This window comes from Klebsiella planticola ATCC 33531 (assembly GCF_000735435.1).
Lineage (GTDB): Bacteria > Pseudomonadota > Gammaproteobacteria > Enterobacterales > Enterobacteriaceae > Klebsiella > Klebsiella planticola.
On the sequence record NZ_JMPP01000036.1, the window covers coordinates 22513 to 40741 of the forward strand.

Below are 18229 nucleotides of genomic sequence, written 5' to 3' on the forward strand. Positions count from 1 at the left end.
ACTGACCAGCAGGAGAGCGGTGAGGCTATCCAGGGGGCTGCAATTATAGCGCCGGCCCAGCAAATCGTGGGTCCAGTTTTGACAGCAATAATTTATCCCTGAATTCCCGACAGAGGTTAAACACATCACACCGTAAATAAATAAGGTACCGGGCATTGCACCGAAGGGGGCTTTTGCGACTGGTGTCTGCCATCAACAGGAAAAGCAAAAAAATAATACGCTGTGCAGAAGATTCACCGCAGCAAACTATATTGTGTGGCCGCGGTAAAATAATAATTCGGTATATATAGCCTTCCGCTGGCCTGAATGAAATAATGAGCAGAGAGTAATACTTCCGGCAAAAGCAATGCACAATACCAGAATAAGCGTATGTGCCTGCCGGGGGAGTTTTTCGCTATGGCGACAGGTGGAGAAAATGCGAGCGGTGATAAACAGTCGCATCGTATTCGTTAAGAACAGCGTCTCGTTAGCCTGACAGGCCTGTCGCCCCAGCCTCAGACGCTGCGAAAGCGCAGTGGGTGGCTGTCAGGCACAGGGATTTTCTGGCATACCCGTCAGCCTAAAGCAAGAAAGCGTGACGCGGAGTATGAATAAAAAAGTGAATCCGCGGGGCGTGGAGTCAAAATCGATATACGATTCATTAATGTGGCCCGAAATAAACCTGTCTCTTTCATGAAAACAGCGCTGCACACGAAGTGAATAAAATTCCTTCACGCCGTGCTGAAGAATAATACGCATGGCTGTTGAAAACAATATCCATCTTTTGGGACGGCGCGAGAAGTGTGACGGAATAAGATGACAAAGCCGTTATGAGTTGACGGTGAGCGAACATGGGGTTGCCCGAGCACGGTGTTTTTATATAACAGCGGTGCTGCCGAGTTCTTTTTTTCAGACACTACCGGACACGGTTTTGATATTAACCAGAGGGAGAAGCAGGGCGGCCATAAAGACCGCACTGAGAGGTTCAAACTTAACGTGGGGAGACGGTAACCTGGCTGCCGCTGCCGGCAATCGCCACGCGCTGGCCGACAGAGAACGGCGTGCTACCCTGTTTCTGCACCACCAGGATGGTATTGCCGTCATCTTTACGGATTTCCAGCTCAACGCCCTGAGTTTTGTTCATTGCGCCCTGTACACCCTGTCCGGCTACGCCGCCGGCGACCGCGCCTGCTGCGGTGGCCAGAGAGCGGCCGGTACCGCCGCCGATGGTATTACCGAGGAAACCACCAAGCACCGCACCACCGATAGCACCGATAGCATTGCTGTCATCACCGCTCTGGATCTGTACTGCGCGGGTATGAACAATGGTCCCGTAGGTGACGCTTTGCACCTGTTTGGCTTCCGATGCGGAGTAAACGTCTCCGGAGAGGCCGCTGCTGCTCACGCAACCTGCAAGCGATAAACCAATCATCGAGACAGCCAAAACACGTAAAATCATTTATGAATCTCCTTCACCGAATAGTGTTCTGTTGAACGTCCATGCGTTCAATTATATGGCATTTCATCGTCGGCTGGCATACTTCCAGCATGGACCAGACAAAAAATAATAATCCGCTCCTCTTCAACTTAACATAAACATAAGTTCTTTACGTAATGCGCAATCTTTCGCGCTTTAGTGTTAATAAACGTTAGTGCACCGTAGCATTGCCCTCTTCTTTATGATGGAGTGTGAGGCATACGAGAGTCATGGAATGAAGGAAGGCGTATGAAATCAGGTCACTTTATCGGCGTAATGTCCGGAACCAGCCTCGATGGCATTGATGTGGTTCTGGCGGCAATCAACGAAAGCGTAGTGGCGCAGCAGGCCAGTCTGTCGTACCCCATTCCGGTGGCAATAAAAGAGGATATTCTGGCCATCTGCCAGGGGCAAACGCTGACGTTATCCCAGCTCGGTCAGCTGGATACGCGTCTGGGGCGCTTATTTGCCGATGCCGTGCTGGCTCTTATGCGTCAGGAGAATGTGCAGCCGACGGATATTGTCGCTATCGGTTGTCATGGGCAAACGGTATGGCACGAACCAACGGGCGAAGCGCCGAATACGCTGCAAATCGGTGATAACAACCAGATAGCCGCCCATACCGGCGTGACGGTGGTGGGGGATTTTCGGCGTCGTGATATGGCGCTTGGCGGTCAGGGAGCACCGCTGGTTCCGGCTTTCCACCATGCGCTGTTGGCGCATCCCGTCGAGCGGCGGATGGTGCTCAATATCGGCGGGATCGCCAACCTGTCGCTGTTGGCGCCGGGCGTGCCGGTCCGCGGCTATGACACCGGACCGGGTAATATGCTGATGGATGCGTGGATCTGGCGTCAGTGTGGAAAACCCTACGATAAAGACGCGCAGTGGGCCAGCGAAGGCAAGGTGCTGCTACCGCTGCTACAAAACATGCTCAGCGATCCGTGGTTTGCGCTACCGGCGCCGAAAAGCACCGGACGTGAATATTTCAACTACGGCTGGCTGGAGCGCCATCTGGCTCGTTTCCAGGGGCTGCGTCCGCAGGATGTGCAGGCGACTCTGGCAGAACTGACGGCGGTGACCATCGCGGAACAGGTGCTGCTGAGCGGCGGCTGTGAACGTCTGCTGGTGTGCGGCGGCGGCGCGTGTAATCCGCTGCTGATGGCGCGGCTGGCAGCGCTGTTGCCGGGTACGGAGGTGTCTACGACCGATGCGGCTGGTATCAGCGGCGATGATATGGAAGCGCTGGCATTTGCCTGGCTGGCATGGCGGACGATGTCCGGACTCCCCGGTAATCTCCCGTCGGTCACCGGCGCTTGTGAAGCCACTGTGCTCGGGGCCATTTTCCCCGCAAACCGGCCGCAGAATCAGAGTTAACTGAAACACCTGTTTTTTATTTACCGGTAAACTGGATGAAGTTAACGGGGGGCGATTTGCCCTCCTGGACCGGGATAGTCGAAGGCAAACGAATGAAAAAAATCCTTATCGCTGTAGTACCCTTTATGCTCGCAGGCTGTAGCTACTATAACCAGTTTGTGGAGCGGATGCAGACGGATACCCTGGAGTATCAGTGCGATCAGAAACCGCTGACCGTGCACATCAACAATACCCGGCAGATTGCCAGCTTTATCTATGACAACCAGCAGTTGAATCTGGCACAGGGGCTTTCGGCATCAGGCGCGCGCTACACCGACGGCGTGTATGTCTTCTGGTCGAAAGGCGACAGCGCCACCGTTTACAAGCGCGATCGCGTTGTGCTGGAAAACTGTCAGCTGCAGACGGCCAAACGTTGAGATTTCCGGCCCGGGGGCGCACAATGACGCCACCCGATGACTATTTTCTCACTTGCCATGTCTGATAACGACGAATTGCAGCAAATCGCGCATCTGCGCCGAGAGTATACCCGTGGCGGCCTGCGCCGCCGCGATCTTCCCGCCGAACCGCTGACTTTATTTGAGCGTTGGCTCAGACAAGCCTGCGACGCCCGGCTGGCCGACCCGACGGCAATGGTCGTCGCCACCGTTGACGAAAACGGCCAACCTTACCAGCGAATTGTTCTGCTCAAGCACTATGACGAAAAAGGGCTGGTGTTTTATACCAACCTCGGAAGTCGCAAAGCCCACCAGATCGAAAACAATCCTCGCGTGAGCCTGCTTTTTCCGTGGCACATGCTGGAGCGTCAGGTGATGGTGACTGGCAAGGCGGAGCGCCTGTCAACGCTGGAAGTGGTGAAGTATTTCCACAGCCGCCCGCGCGACAGCCAGATTGGCGCCTGGGTCTCCCAGCAGTCAACCCGCATCTCAGCCCGCGGTATCCTGGAAAGTAAGTTCCTGGAGCTGAAACAGAAATTCCAGCAAGGCGAAGTGCCGCTGCCGAGCTTCTGGGGGGGATTCCGCGTGAATATTGAGCAGATGGAATTCTGGCAGGGCGGTGAACACCGTCTGCACGATCGTTTTTTATACCAGCGCGACAACAGCGCGTGGAAAATCGATCGTCTGGCCCCGTAATCCCTGAAATTTGTTGTGTTAAGCGCTGGTGCTGGATGGGCTGGCGCTTTATTCTATAGACTTCATTTTTCAAGCTGCGTCTTTGTTGGCTGTGCCGGCTTATTCCGGCCGTTTGCTTGCGTAAGTCTCCGTACTTGCCGCCTTGAGGCAACTTGAATGATTTTGCATAGATGTTTTTTTTCGCGTCTGGCGAAAAGTCGTGTACCGGCAAAGGTGCAGTCGTTTATACATGGAGAATTTGATGGCAAGCAGTAACTTGATTAAACAATTGCAAGAGCGGGGGCTGGTAGCCCAGGTGACGGACGAGGAAGCGTTAGCAGAGCGACTGGCGCAAGGCCCGATCGCGCTCTATTGCGGCTTCGATCCAACCGCTGACAGCTTGCATTTGGGGCATCTTGTTCCATTGTTATGCCTGAAACGCTTTCAGCAGGCAGGCCATAAGCCTGTGGCGCTGGTGGGGGGAGCAACCGGTCTGATTGGTGACCCGAGCTTTAAAGCCGCCGAGCGTAAACTGAACACCGAAGATACCGTGCAGGAGTGGGTGGATAAAATTCGCAAACAGGTCGCGCCGTTCCTCGACTTTGATTGCGGTGACAACTCGGCCATTGCCGCGAATAACTACGACTGGTTTGGCAGCATGAACGTGCTGACCTTCCTGCGTGATATCGGCAAGCACTTCTCCGTAAACCAGATGATCAACAAAGAAGCGGTTAAGCAGCGTCTGAACCGCGACGATCAGGGCATCTCGTTTACCGAGTTCTCCTATAACCTGCTGCAGGGTTACGACTTCGCGTGTCTGAACAAGCTGCATGGCGTGGCGCTGCAGATTGGCGGTTCCGATCAGTGGGGCAATATCACCTCCGGCATCGACCTGACCCGTCGTCTGCACCAGAACCAGGTGTTTGGTCTGACCGTTCCGCTGATCACCAAAGCCGATGGCACCAAGTTCGGTAAGACCGAAGGCGGCGCGGTATGGCTGGATCCGAAGAAGACCAGCCCGTACAAATTCTACCAGTTCTGGATCAACACCGCGGATGCTGACGTTTATCGCTTCCTGAAGTTCTTCACCTTTATGGACATTGCCGAGATCAATGCGCTGGAAGAAGAAGATAAAAACAGCGGTAAGGCCCCGCGCGCGCAGTACGTGCTGGCCGAGCAGGTCACCCGTCTGGTACATGGCGAAGAAGGGCTGGTAGCAGCAAAACGCATTACCGAAAGCCTGTTTAACGGTAATCTGAGCGACCTGAGCGAAGCCGACTTCGAACAGCTGGCGCAGGATGGCGTGCCGATGATTGAGCTGGAAAAAGAGGCCGACCTGATGCAGGCGCTGGTGGATTCCGAGCTTCAGCCATCGCGTGGCCAGGCGCGTAAGACTATCGCCTCTAACGCCGTCACCATCAACGGTGAAAAACAGTCCGACCCGGAATATGTATTTAATGACGGCGATCGTCTGTTTGGTCGCTACACCTTACTGCGTCGCGGTAAGAAAAATTACTGTCTGGTCTGCTGGAAGTAATTGCGTAAAGGCAGGGGCGTGGGAAACCACGCCCCTTATTTTTTGCTGTCAGGTACACAAGATGAAGAACATCCTCGCCATCCAGTCCCACGTTGTGTTTGGTCACGCCGGCAATAGTGCCGCAGAGTTTCCGATGCGCCGCCTTGGCGCGAACGTCTGGCCCCTTAATACCGTTCAGTTCTCCAACCATACGCAGTACGGGAAATGGACCGGTTGCGTGATGCCGCCTGCGCATCTGACCGAAATCGTTCAGGGGATTGCTGATATTAATCAGCTGCAGCGTTGTGATGCGGTATTGAGTGGCTATCTGGGCTCCGCCGAACAGGGTGAACATATTCTCGGTATCGTGCGTCAGGTAAAAGCGGCCAATCCGGCGGCGAAATATTTCTGCGACCCGGTGATGGGACACCCTGAGAAAGGCTGCATCGTCGCACCCGGCGTGGCGGAGTTTCACGTCCGCTACGCGCTGCCGGCGAGCGACATTATTGCCCCCAACCTGATTGAGCTGGAAATCCTCTGCGGTCATCCGGTGGCGAACGTTGCACAAGCCGTCTTAGCCGCGCGCGAGCTGATTGCGCAGGGTCCGCAGGTGGTGCTGGTTAAACATCTTGCCCGCGCCGGGTTGAGTATGGACCGGTTCGAAATGCTGCTGGTGACGGCTGATGAAGCCTGGCATATCAGCCGCCCGCTGGTGGATTTTGGCCTGCGTCAGCCGGTTGGCGTCGGCGATGTCACCAGCGGATTGCTGCTGGTTAAACTGCTGCAGGGGGCTCTGCTTCGCGATGCGCTGGAGCATGTGACCGCGGCGGTGTATGAAATTATGCTGGCCACGAAAAATATGCAGGAGTACGAGCTGCAGGTGGTTGCCGCACAGGATCGTATTGCGCAGCCGGAGCACTACTTTAGCGCCACGCAGCTTTAACCTTAAAACTGCCCGGCCTCGCAGCCGGGCAGATAATGTCTGGCGATTAAACCCCTTCCGCCGCCAGCGCCGCGGCCACCGATGGACGAGCGGCCACGTGTTTCATCCAGGCCTCGATATTGCTGTAACCTGTCATATCCAGCTTCACGGCCCTGGTCCAGCGCAGTACGGTAAACAGGTAGCCATCAGCGATGGTGAAACGATGCCCGTTCAGCCACTGCTTCTCCTTCAGCGACTCATCAATATAATGCAGCTTCTTCTCCAGCTGAGCGCGCACGATCGGTTTGTAATCTTCCGGAGTGTCCGGGCGGAAAAGCGGCGTAAAGCTTTTATGCAGTTCCGTCGCGACATAGTTCAGCCACTCCAGTGTCTGGTAGCGCGCAATGGTGCCCACCGGCGCCAGCAGCTGGCGATCCGGCACCTGATCGGCAATATATTGCATAATGGCGACGCCTTCCGTGAGCAGGATATCGTCGTCAAGGAGCAGCGCCGGAACCTGTCCCTTCGGGTTGATCTGCAGATAGTCCTCACCGTTTTCCAGGCGCTTCTTCTGCAGGTCGACGCCTTGTAAGGTGAAGTCCAGTCCGCTTTCGCGCAGGGCGATATGTGATGCAAGGGAACAGGCGCCGGGTTTGTAGAACAGTTTCATCAGTAACTCCTCGTGGCTGCAGTTTTCTGTATGTTAGCCCAGGGGTAAAAAAAAAGCCGCTAACAAAACGTTAGCGGCCTAAATTTATTGGTTTTCCCGAAGCGCTTAAGCGGTTGCCGTATCGCGAGCTTTGCTCACTGAGTCGTCATCCTGGGTCATGCGGTTCAGTTTCGGTGCGATAGCAAACATCAGCACGGCGATAACTGCGGTAGCAATACCAATCTGCAGGAAGACATGGCCATATACGGCAAGAGACTGCAGCGGATCGGTCACGTTCTCCGGAACCGCCATCAGGTTGGCGACTTTACCGGCGATGATAGCGGCGCCTGCGGTAGTCAGGAACCAGCTGCCCATGATAAAGCCCATCAGGCGCTGCGGTACCAGCTGTGCCACCATCGCCAGACCCAGACCGGAAATCATCAGCTCACCGATACTCTGCAGCGCGTAGCTCAGAATCAACCAGTTAACGGAGACGATACCGGCATCGGTTGCAAATTTGGCGCCCAGCGGCAGAACGAGGAAGGCCAGCGAGCACAGCACCATGCCGATCGCAAATTTGTGCGGCATTGGCAGACGGTCGCCCATCTTGTTATAGATAGCGGCCAGAATCGGGCTGCCGATCATAATCCAGAACGGGTTCAGCGCCTGGAACTGTTCAGGCTGGAAGTCAATGCCCAGAATGGCGTGCTCAACGTTGCGGATAGCAAAGAAGTTCAGTGAAGTCGGCATCTGGCTGTAGAGGACGAAGAAGACGATCGCCTGAACCATCAGAATGAAGGCAACAATCATCTTACGACGCGCAGCCCCTTTCATCGCAATAGCTTCTTTCGCAAAAATAATCACGATACCCAGAGCCACCACGCCCAGCACCATACGGGCAATGCCCTGGTTGTGCAGCAGCCAGGTCGCAATCACCACCAGGACGATCACGCCGACGATGGTCGCCAGCAGTTTACCGAAGTGTACCGGGGCAAAGTCAGGCTTCGAACCGTAGTTTTTTACCCATTTTTTGCAGAACATGAAGTTCACCAGGGTAATCAGCATCCCGACGAAGCTCAGCGAGAAGGCGATGCTCCAGCCAAATTTCGCCGCCAGCCACGGGGTAGCCAGCATAGAGAAGAAGGAACCGATGTTGATGGACATATAGTACATCGTAAATGCGCCATCAAGACGCGGGTCATCTTTCTCATAGCAGGTCGAGAGCAGGGAAGACGGGTTAGCCTTAAACAGGCCGTTACCGACGGCGATAGTCGCCATACCCATATAAACGATAGCCGCGTCGTGTCCGGAATACGCCACCAGGGCGTAGCCGATAGCGAGGACGATGGTCCCCAGCATAATCACACGCTTAGTACCGAGCACTTTATCGCCCAGCCAGCCACCGATAGCCACGAGGCCATAAACCAGCGCGCTGAAGGAGGAGAAGAGAGTAATAGAATCCGCTTCTGACATACCCAGCTGTTTGACCAGGTAAACGGCCATGATCCCTTGCAGGCCGTAATAACCAAAACGCTCCCATAATTCGATCGAGAAGATCAGATAGAACGATTTCGGTTGTTTGAAAGCGTTCAGACTCACGCTTTCTGCTGGTTTATTGTTTGCAGTTGACACATATACCTCTTTTTTTACATCCCATATTAACGGGGGGTGTTCGGGGCGCAATCTGATAAGACCGCCGCCTTTATAGTTATTCTGGAGGGAAAACGGGAAGTAATGTTCACTATCCTGGCCGTTCAGGCAAGCGTTTTGTAATACTCTGTTACATATATCTTGGACGTTATAATACGCCAGTCATTCAAATGTTATACAGAGTTAAATTTCACCTTTTTCACATTGGTGATATTTTTATCTGTCGGGACGGGAAGGGGATCGGATAATGGCGATATATTCTGCTGATAAGCCTTGAACATAGTGATATAGCCCATAATCCTAAAAAATGATGGGGTATTGTCCTGGTAAGTGGTGCTCTGCTATTGGAAATACTGGCTTTCCTTATCATTGTTGCAACAATAATTTAACATTAAGTTGCGTGGATGATCTGGATCACAAATGTATAGAAATTTTTTCGCCACAAAAAATGATTAACCTGGATGAACGTTATATAGGCGGTTAATTGTCCTGTAGAGTGCGGAAATAGTGGCGTTAAAGGCAGGGGATTAGCGCAAAGGACAGAACCATTACCACAAGCAGGGTAATGGTTTGTCTGAATGTTATTCGTAGACTTTCTCTTTAAACTCGCACAGATCTTCAATCAGGCAGGAGCCGCAGCGGGGTTTGCGCGCAATACAGGTATAGCGGCCGTGGAGAATAAGCCAGTGGTGACAGTCGACTTTAAATTCGGCGGGAACGACCTTTAGCAGTTTTTCCTCCACCTGTTCAACGTTCTTCCCGGGGGCAAATTGTGTCCGATTGCAAACGCGAAAAATATGCGTATCCACGGCAATCGTCGGCCAGCCGAAAGCGGTATTCAGTACCACGTTGGCAGTTTTACGTCCTACGCCGGGAAGCGCTTCCAGCGCCGCTCTGTCCTCGGGAACCTCGCCATTGTGCTGCTCAAGCAGGATCCGGCAGGTTTTAATGACATTTTCAGCTTTGCTGTTAAATAACCCGATGGTTTTGATATACGATTTGACGCCATCAACACCCAGCGCCAGCATGGCTGCCGGCGTATTCGCTACGGGATAGAGCCTGGCCGTGGCTTTATTCACGCTGACGTCCGTCGCCTGCGCCGAGAGCAGTACGGCTATCAGTAATTCGAACGGCGAGCTGAAATTCAGCTCCGTTGTGGGGTGCGGGTCGTTATCCCGCAGTCTGGTCAGTATTTCCAGACGTTTGCTCTTATTCATCCCAGACTTTCCCTGTGCGCATCAACCGGCGCGGCTTGACTCGCTTCAGCTGCCTTTGCTTTACGCTGTTTGGTTCGTTCATCAATCAGGTATTTCACCGCCAGCATCATCCCTAAACCGATAAAGGCGCCCGGCGGCAGCATCGCCAGCAGGAACGGCGTATCGGTATGGAATACTTCGATCCGCAGCGCTTTCGCCCAGCTGCCCAGCAGGCTATCGGCACCATCAAACAGCGTCCCGTTGCCGAGGATTTCTCGCAGCGAACCGAGCACAAACATCGCGCAGGTCGCCCCCATACCAATGGAGAAACCATCCAGCGCCGACAGCGCCGGCCCTTTTTTGGCAGCGAACGCTTCGGCACGACCGACCACGATGCAGTTGGTCACAATCAGCGGAATAAAAATCCCCAGAGACTGATACAGACCAAATGCGTAGGCGTTAATCAGCATCTGTACGACGCTCACGACCGAAGCGATGATCATGACATAAATCGGGATACGAATTTCAGCCGGTGTCCAGCGACGCAGGCTGGAGATGGTCAGGTTGGTCAGCGTCAGCACCAGGGTTGTCGCCAGTCCCAGCCCTAACGCATTGGTGGCGGTAGAGGTCACGGCGAGGAGGGGGCACATGCCTAACAGTTGTACCAGCGCGGAGTTGTTTTTCCACAACCCCTGAACAATAACGTCTTTGACTTCGCTCATGGCTTACTCTCCACAGGACGTGAGTTCGGGAATCTGTGCGGGCAGCGTTTGCGCGTACAGGCCGGCACGCTTAACGGCGTTGACCACCGCGCGTGGGGTAATAGTGGCGCCGGTGAACTGATCGATATCACCGCCGTCTTTTTTTACGGCAAAGTGACTGTCGCCGGGGCCATGAATGACTTTACCCGCAAAATGGGTTATCCAGCCAGACAGGCGAAGTTCAATTTTGTCGCCAAGGCCGGGCGTCTCATGATGCTCCGTCACGCGGGTTCCAAGTACGGTGCCTTTGAAGTCGGCGGCAACCAGCAGCTGAATCGCACCGGAGTAACCATCGGGGGCGGTCGCTTCCATCACCACCCCGACAGGGGCGTCGTTATTTTTGGCAATCCAGATCTTATGCTGACCTTTACCGAGCGGTGGCGCAGCGACCAGATAGCAGCTCTGTAGCAAATCGTTATTATAGCGGTCCGCAGGCAAAACCTGATTGAACAGCGCTTTTTGCTGCGTCGCCGCCTGCTCAGCAATCGTCGATTTCGTCAGCTCATTGATGGCCGCGGTTAACCCGGTAGAGCCGGCGGCAAAGAGCGCCAGCGTAATGCCGTGTTTGCGCATGCTTTTTAACATCATTGGTCCTCAGCGGTGGCCATAGACGCGCGGGCGCGTGTAGTAGTCGATTAACGGAACGGTAATGTTCGCCAGCAGCACGGCAAAAGCCACACCGTCAGGATAACCGCCAAAGCTGCGGATGAGCCACACCAGCACACCGGCGAGGGCGCCGAATATCAGGCGGCCGCGGTTGGTGGTGGAAGCGGTAACCGGATCCGTTAAAATAAAGAATGCGCCGAGCATGGTCGCGCCGGAAAGCAGATGAATCTGCGGGGCAGCGAAGCTCTGCGGTGAAAACATCCAGCCCAGGGTGGCGCAGAGGGTCAGGCTAAGCAGGAAGCTCAGCGGAATATGCCAGCGAATAGTCTTCTGCCAGAGTAAAAACAGACCGCCGAGCAGATAGGCGATATTGACCCACTGCCAGCCAAGACCGGCCAGCGTGCCGCCGTAGATCGGGTACTGCAGGATCTCCTTCACCGCGTGACCGGCATGCAGCGACGTTTTAAACGTATCCAGCGGCGTGGCCTGGCTGATGCCATCGATCCCCAATCGCAGGGCGTTCATATCGTTACCGCTGGCGGTATGGCCGCTAAAAATAACCTGCAGGGCGTCGGTGAAGCCTGGAACGGTGGCCGCAATCTCATGCGGCGGCAGCCAGGAGGTCATCTGCACCGGGAATGAGATCAGCAGCACGACATAGCCAATCATTGCCGGGTTAAACGGGTTGTGACCCAGCCCTCCGTACAGCTGCTTGGCAATAATAACGGCAAAGGCGGTACCTAAAACGACCAGCCACCAGGGCGCCAGCGGCGGAATACTGATGGCCAGCAGCAAACCGGTCAGCAGCGCGGAGTTATCGGCAAGCGTGGCGGCAATATTCTGTTTCCGCAACCTGAGGATGGCGGCCTCTGTCGCCCAGGCCGTGAGGGAGGCGAGAACGAGCTGCACCACGGTTCCCCAGCCAAAGAACCAGGTCTGAACCGCGATGCCGGGTACGGCTGCGAGCAGAACCAGCAGCATAATCCGTGAGGTCTGACGCTGGTTGTGGGTATAAGGAGAGCTTGCGATTCTGAAAACCATTTATTCCTCGTTAACTGCCTGCCGGGATGCTTTCCTGGCCTGAACGCGGGCGATTGCTTCGGCGACCGCGGCTTTACGCGGGTCGTCGTTGGCGGCTGACTGGGTCATCTGCTGTTGCTGCTGCTCGGCTTTGCGGGCCTTCGCGCGGGCGATAGCCGCTTCAACGGCCGCTTTACGCGGGTCGACGGCTTCGGCGGCGGGCTGCACGTCAGCCGGTGCGGCGGCCTGCTGCTCGGCCTTGCGGGCCTTCGCGCGGGCGATAGCCGCTTCAACGGCCGCTTTACGCGGGTCAGCAGCCTCGGTGGCAGGCTGTCCCGTTTGCTGATCCTGCTGCGCCAGCTTGCGGGCGCGGGCCTCGGCCTTACGGGCTTCGCGGGCGGCGATCGCTTCACTGTTATCCGGTTTTGCTCCGGCCTGGACAACGATCGGCTGGGCGGCATCGCGTTGTTTTTCGCGAACCCGGGCCAGCGCCGCGTTAATCGCCGCATGATCTTTCGCGGCCGGTTGAACAGCAGACTGTTTGTGGCGTTCCAGACGAGCGGCTTTGTCCCGCTCCAGACGAGCCTGGCGGGCCTCAAAGCGGGCTTTGGCCTCCGCCGCGCGCTTTTCTTCCTGACGGATAGCCGTAATCTCGGCCTTTTCCTGACGGAAATATTGTACCAGCGGAATATTACTCGGACAGACCCAGGCGCAGGCGCCGCACTCGATGCAGTCGGCCAGGTTATGGGCGGTGGCTTTATCGTGCTGCTGGCCTTTGCTGAACCAGTACAGCTGCTGCGGCAGCAGATCGGCCGGACAGGCATCCGCACAGGCGCTACAGCGAATACAGCCTTTCTCTTCCTCGGGGTCGCCCATTTCGCTTGCCGAGGGCGCCAGCAGGCAGTTGGTGATTTTGACCACCGGAACGTCAAGCCACGGCAGGGTGAATCCCATCAGCGGGCCGCCCATAATGACCATCTGTTCGGCGCTCGGGCAGAAGCCGGCATCTTCCAGCAGATGGCGAACCGGGGTTCCCAGTCGCGCCCACACGTTGCCCGGACGGGTAACCGCCTCGCCCGTGAGGGTGACAACGCGCTCGGTGAGCGGCTCACCGTCGATCACCGCGCGTTTAACCGCATAGGCGGTCCCGACGTTTTGCATCAGCACACCGATGTCCGACGAGCGCCCGCCGTGGGGAACCTGTTTGCCGGTGAGGATCTGCGTCAGCTGCTTCGCGCCGCCGGACGGATACTTGGTGGGAATCACCCGCAGTTCGATACCGTGAGCATCGGCAAGGACTGCCCGCATCATCGAGATGGCCTGCGGTTTATTATCCTCAATCCCGATCAGCACCTGACGCGGTTGTAAAATATGGGCCAGGATGCGGATGCCGGCGATAATTTGCGCCGCGCAATCCTGCATCAGGCGATCGTCGGCGGTAATATAGGGTTCGCATTCAGCGGCGTTAATAATCAGGGTTTCAATTTTGTCGCCGCCGCCGCGTAATTTGCTGCCGGTCGGGAATCCCGCGCCGCCCAGCCCGGCCACGCCGAACTGATGAATACGCTCGATAAGCTCTTCGCGGGTTTTGTTTGCGTAATCACTCCAGCCGTCACGCTCAATCCACCGGTCTTCACCGTCGGCATCGATAATGACGCTCATCTCGGCGAGGGCGGAAGGGTGTGCGGTCGAGTGTGGCGCGATGGCGCTGACGGTACCGGAGGTCGGAGCATGAACCGGCAACATTCGTCCCCAGCCGCGGGTCAGCGGTTGACCACGCAGTACGCGATCGCCGGGCCGCACGCAGAGCTCACCCTCAGCGCCGATATGCTGTTTTAACGGGATCACAAACTGCTGCGGCAGGGAAACCTGGCGCAGCGGCGTACCGTTAGACTGGCTTTTCATTTCAGGCGGGTGAATACCGCCGTTGAAGTCCCAGACTTTATCTTTTCTGAAAGCGGAAAATAGCTTAAACATGTTGTTCCACAGGAATATTGCGTACTGGAATAGTGTGCAGGTCCCACTTCCAGTTTTCAGTGGTCGTCGCGACAGGAACCATCTCGATACATTGCGTCGGGCAGGGCGCGACACAAAGATTACAGCCGGTACAAAGGTCGCTCATCACTGTGTGCATTGCGCGAGTTGCGCCGACAATCGCATCAACCGGGCAGGCCTGGATACACTTTGTGCAGCCGATACAGTTGTTTTCGTCAATGATCGCGAGCATGCGTGCCGGCTCGAGTTGCTGTTCATCGCCATCGATGGGCTGCGGGTCGACGTTCAGCAGAGCGGCAATTTTTAGCATCACCGCTTCACCGCCAGGAGCGCAGCGGTTGATTTTCTCACCCTGAGTGCCGACGGCCTCGGCATAAGGACGACAGCCGGGGTAGCCGCACTGTCCACACTGACTCTGCGGGAGAAGCTCATCGACTTTTTCAACAACGGGATCATCTTCCACTTCAAACCGACGGGAGGCGTATCCCAGAATCACGCCAAAAACGAGCCCCAACAGGCTAATGGCGATCACGGCTATCCAGACTGCACTCATATTACAACTTCACCAAACCACTAAAGCCCATAAAGGCCAGCGACATTAAACCGGCAGTTACCAGGGCAATGGCATTACCACGAAACGGCGCAGGCACATCTGCAACCACCAGGCGTTCGCGAATAGCGGCGAACAGAACCATCACCAGCGAGAAACCGACCGCGGCGGCAAAGCCGTAGAGCGCGGACTGCAAGAAGTTATGCCCGAGGTTAATATTCAGCAGCGCGACGCCGAGCACCGCACAGTTGGTGGTGATCAGCGGTAAGAAAATACCGAGCAGTCGATACAGGGCAGGGCTGGTTTTGCGCACTACCATCTCGGTGAACTGCACCACTACCGCGATAACCAGGATAAAAGCCAGGGTACGCAGGTAGATCAGGTTAAGCGGGATTAGAATCCAGGTATCAATCAGCCAGGCGCAAATTGAGGCCAGCGTCATCACAAAGGTGGTGGCCAGTCCCATCCCCATTGCGGTTTCCAGTTTTTTGGAAACCCCCATAAACGGGCACAGTCCAAGAAACTTCACCAGCACGAAGTTGTTCACAAGGACAGTACCAATAAAGAGCAGTAAATAATCAGCCATCAACTCGACCTGAAAACAGAAAAAGCCGCCTATTATCGAATAAATCGATACCGGCGACAACAGGTTAACTGTGGGGTTATTACGAATTCACGAAGGTTCGCTTAACCCGTGCGGAACGTTTGAAATAGGGGACTAACAGCGCCGCGGCGAGAAGCGGAAACAGCAGCTGGCGCAAGGCCATCACGTCTGATATGGGTGAAAAAGCAAAGGCCTTTATCGCCAGCAGCAGAGAGATGAGCAGCCAGATAATATAGTGCTTTGGTACGATGCTTCGCCGTTTGAAAAACGCAATGGTTAGCCACAGGGTATAGTACCACATGGCGAGGGCGAACAGCAGCGACCCCACCCAAAGCAGGAGGTGCCCTGTGCTCATTTCCGCCAGCAGGGCGTAGGTCCGGGAGCTCATCAACGCATTAGCAAAGATTAACAGCGACAGCGAAGTGCTAAGCAGAGCAACCAGTAGCCATGCGAGCGGCGCCAGCAGCCACCCGCCGATACGTTCTGCAGAGTGAGAAGACATGATTTCTCCCGGATTCAATCAAAATGAAGAGCGGGAGTATAAGCAACTGCCATGGCGGAGAACAGTTTTTATTGCACGTAACGCCAGACGGATTTCGGAACCTGCCCGACATCGAACAATTTACCGCCAGAAACCAGCTCTGCCCGGCGGTGATCGGCAGCGCGATACATGTTGACGATTTCCGCGGTGTCGGTCAAAGAATAGTTAAGATGGTCAAAAAGTTTTTCAAGGCTTTCAAGGGAGCTGATTTTACGGAATTTTAATAAGTAGTCCTGAACGGTCATTTGCGTTTCCATTTTATAATCGGAATAAACAAGTCGAATATTAACAACTGTCGGTAAACCATCATTCAACAAACAGTGCCTTCTTAACGGGCCGGATGAAATTATTTAGGTTGTAAATACTAAAGACAAGAAATGATTTCATTCCTGAGGTAGTCAAAAGAAATTTAAGAATATTCTAGAGCTAAATCAGGCGCCGGGCGGCGCCTGGGAGAGAAGATTAACGCTGTTTGCCCCGGCTGGCAATCACGTTTTGATACCAAAAAAAGCTCTTTTTCCGTTTACGGGCGAGCTCCTGCTGATGATCAACATACACAAAACCGTATTGTTTTTGGTAACCATTCAGCCAGCTCAGCAGATCAATAAAGGACCAGGGATAATAACCGCGGACATCGGCCCCGGCTTCGAGGGCCTTTTCCAGCGCATTAATATGGCTGCTGAGATAGTCGATACGCGGATCGTCAACGACCTCACCATCAATAATCGGATCTTTTGCGCCTAAACCATTTTCGGTGATGTAAATGGGAATATCGCCGTAGCGGTCTTTGATCATCATTATGCCGTCGGTTAACCCCTGCGGCCAAATCTCCCAGCCCCATTCGGTATAGGTGCTCTGCGGGTTGCGCACGAAATAAAACAGACCTTCGACGCCCGGTTCACCGCCGCTGAGTCCCTCCTGAGGTCGGGCTGAGACGGTCTCACGACGATAATAGTTCAGACCAATAAAATCGCAGCGGTTGTCGCGCAGCAGCGCGTCATCGCCGGGAGCAAACTGCGGGACCCCCCACAGGGCCTGGGCCTGCTGTAAAAGCGACTCGGGGTAATGGCCTTTTAACACCGGATCGTATAGCCAGTGTGTATGTATCGCGTCCGCCATGTCGCTGGCCTGACGATCTGCTACGCTGTCGGTGAGCGGCGTATGCGGCTGCAGGACATTCACGAATCCAATCTCGCCATGGATACCGCTTTCGCGAAACTGTTTTACCGCCATCGCGTGGGCAATAAAAACGTGATGACAGGCCTGGATGGCGCGCGCCGGATCGCGCACCGCCGGCGGATGGCAGCCGTTAATATAGCCGTGTCCGATGAACACTATGGTTTCGTTGAAGGTTGCCCACAGCTTTACCCGGGAACCGTAGCGCGCGTAACACAAGCGGGCATACTCGGCGAACGCTTCGGCGGTGCTTCGCGCTTCCCAGCCCCCTTCATCCTGCAGCGCCTGCGGCAGGTCCCAGTGATAGAGCGTAATCATCGGCTCGATATTGTGAGCCAGTAGCTCATCGATCAGATCGCTATAAAACCGGACGCCCGCTTCGTTAACTTCACCACGGCCATGAGGCAGCAGGCGAGGCCAGGAGATAGAGAAACGGTAGCTTTGCAGGCCCATTTCGGCCATCAGGGCAACGTCTTCGCGAAAACGATGATAGTGATCGACGGCGACATCACCATTGGTGTTTTCGAATGTCGCGCCGGGTTGATGGGCGTATATGTCCCAGATTGACGGGCCTTTACCGTCGGCATCGTGACCGCCTTCAACCTGATAGGCTGCGGTGGCGGCGCCCCAAAGAAAATGTTGCGGAAATGCGGCCATGAAAAACTCCTTATCGAATGATAAAGAGAGTGTAGTGAATGCGTTTAGCCGTGTGCAACCGGTTTCTGAAACCGGTTGCACACTTGCGAAGTGGGTCACTGTTTAGCGTCAGCAGAGGCTGACAGGCTAATGGGACAGGGAGCTTGTTTGCACAGCATTAGCCGGAGGCGGGGATTGGTAATTATCAATGTGGTGAGCGATAACCAAAAGCAGGGCTGAAACGCCAAATACAACCCAACCAATAAGTTCTACAATTCGGTTAAAAACGTTTGCCATAATCCTGAAATTAAAAGTTAAAACAGACGTAAATGTTACTAAATGGTGAGAGTAACGCAAGGGCTGACGGATGAGTATTGTCACGATTGCTGTAAAGGTGAACGCTTGAGAAGCATAAGCAAAGCTAATAAATCAATTGAGGCTTATAGTTATCAGAGGGCAAAAATCCTT

At 54.9% G+C, this 18229-nt stretch carries 19 protein-coding genes; 5 read left to right on the forward strand and 14 right to left on the reverse strand.

Annotated features, from left to right (window positions below; translation table 11 throughout):
• Window positions 1–970: 970 nt before the first annotated feature.
• Window positions 971–1438, reverse strand: a complete 468-nt coding sequence (gene slyB, locus GRPL_RS09975; protein WP_032687400.1) for an outer membrane lipoprotein SlyB — start codon at window positions 1436–1438, stop codon at window positions 971–973.
• 267 nt (window positions 1439–1705) lie between these two features.
• Here slyB and anmK point away from each other — a divergent pair, with 267 nt between their 5' ends.
• The 5 genes from anmK (at window position 1706) to pdxY (ending at window position 6398) form a co-directional block, all read left to right on the forward strand.
• Window positions 1706–2830, forward strand: a complete 1125-nt coding sequence (gene anmK / locus GRPL_RS09970; protein WP_032699676.1) for an anhydro-N-acetylmuramic acid kinase — start codon at window positions 1706–1708, stop codon at window positions 2828–2830.
• Window positions 2831–2922: 92 nt separating this feature from the next.
• A complete protein-coding gene (gene mliC / locus GRPL_RS09965; protein WP_032687402.1) occupies window positions 2923–3246 on the forward strand; it encodes a C-type lysozyme inhibitor in 324 nt (107 codons plus the stop codon).
• Between the two features lie 57 nt (window positions 3247–3303).
• Window positions 3304–3960, forward strand: coding sequence for a pyridoxamine 5'-phosphate oxidase (gene pdxH, locus GRPL_RS09960; protein WP_015584201.1), 657 nt, complete (start codon window positions 3304–3306; stop codon window positions 3958–3960).
• 241 nt (window positions 3961–4201) lie between these two features.
• Window positions 4202–5476, forward strand: a complete 1275-nt coding sequence (gene tyrS, locus GRPL_RS09955; RefSeq protein ID WP_032687404.1) for a tyrosine--tRNA ligase — start codon at window positions 4202–4204, stop codon at window positions 5474–5476.
• Window positions 5477–5537: 61 nt separating this feature from the next.
• Entirely contained in the window at window positions 5538–6398 is an 861-nt protein-coding gene (gene pdxY / locus GRPL_RS09950; protein WP_032687407.1) for a pyridoxal kinase PdxY, read from the forward strand.
• 46 nt (window positions 6399–6444) lie between these two features.
• Here the strand turns inward: pdxY and gstA are convergent, their stop codons facing one another.
• From gstA to blr, 13 genes are all read right to left on the reverse strand, one after another.
• Complete coding sequence (gene gstA / locus GRPL_RS09945; protein ID WP_032687409.1) at window positions 6445–7047, reverse strand: glutathione transferase GstA; 603 nt, start codon at window positions 7045–7047, stop codon at window positions 6445–6447.
• A 105-nt stretch (window positions 7048–7152) separates the two neighbouring features.
• Window positions 7153–8658, reverse strand: coding sequence for a dipeptide/tripeptide permease DtpA (gene dtpA, locus GRPL_RS09940; RefSeq protein WP_032687410.1), 1506 nt, complete (start codon window positions 8656–8658; stop codon window positions 7153–7155).
• 599 nt (window positions 8659–9257) lie between these two features.
• On the reverse strand, window positions 9258–9893 hold the full coding sequence (gene nth / locus GRPL_RS09935; RefSeq protein WP_032696038.1) for an endonuclease III: 636 nt from the start codon (window positions 9891–9893) through the stop codon (window positions 9258–9260).
• Entirely contained in the window at window positions 9890–10594 is a 705-nt protein-coding gene (locus GRPL_RS09930; RefSeq protein ID WP_032696039.1) for an electron transport complex subunit E, read from the reverse strand. Before GRPL_RS09930 ends, nth begins: the two co-directional genes overlap by 4 nt.
• Window positions 10595–10597: 3 nt before the next feature.
• A complete protein-coding gene (gene rsxG, locus GRPL_RS09925) occupies window positions 10598–11218 on the reverse strand; it encodes an electron transport complex subunit RsxG (RefSeq protein WP_032699677.1) in 621 nt (206 codons plus the stop codon).
• A 9-nt stretch (window positions 11219–11227) separates the two neighbouring features.
• Window positions 11228–12280, reverse strand: a complete 1053-nt coding sequence (rsxD, locus tag GRPL_RS09920; protein WP_032699678.1) for an electron transport complex subunit RsxD — start codon at window positions 12278–12280, stop codon at window positions 11228–11230.
• Complete coding sequence (gene rsxC, locus GRPL_RS09915) at window positions 12281–14236, reverse strand: electron transport complex subunit RsxC (protein ID WP_032699679.1); 1956 nt, start codon at window positions 14234–14236, stop codon at window positions 12281–12283.
• Complete coding sequence (gene rsxB / locus GRPL_RS09910; protein WP_032696042.1) at window positions 14229–14807, reverse strand: electron transport complex subunit RsxB; 579 nt, start codon at window positions 14805–14807, stop codon at window positions 14229–14231. The genes rsxC and rsxB overlap by 8 nt, the downstream gene beginning before the upstream one ends.
• Before the next feature lies 1 nt (window position 14808).
• The gene (gene rsxA / locus GRPL_RS09905; protein WP_004862649.1) at window positions 14809–15390 is read right to left on the reverse strand and encodes an electron transport complex subunit RsxA; all 582 of its coding nucleotides are present in this window, start codon (window positions 15388–15390) and stop codon (window positions 14809–14811) included.
• 79 nt (window positions 15391–15469) lie between these two features.
• The gene (locus tag GRPL_RS09900) at window positions 15470–15910 is read right to left on the reverse strand and encodes a DUF2569 domain-containing protein (RefSeq protein WP_032687418.1); all 441 of its coding nucleotides are present in this window, start codon (window positions 15908–15910) and stop codon (window positions 15470–15472) included.
• Between the two features lie 68 nt (window positions 15911–15978).
• Entirely contained in the window at window positions 15979–16194 is a 216-nt protein-coding gene (ydgT, locus tag GRPL_RS09895) for a transcription modulator YdgT (RefSeq protein ID WP_032687419.1), read from the reverse strand.
• Between the two features lie 217 nt (window positions 16195–16411).
• Entirely contained in the window at window positions 16412–17782 is a 1371-nt protein-coding gene (locus GRPL_RS09890; RefSeq protein ID WP_032699680.1) for a GH1 family beta-glucosidase, read from the reverse strand.
• Between the two features lie 126 nt (window positions 17783–17908).
• Complete coding sequence (blr, locus tag GRPL_RS26970; protein WP_071999979.1) at window positions 17909–18058, reverse strand: division septum protein Blr; 150 nt, start codon at window positions 18056–18058, stop codon at window positions 17909–17911.
• Between the last annotated feature and the right edge of the window lie 171 nt (window positions 18059–18229).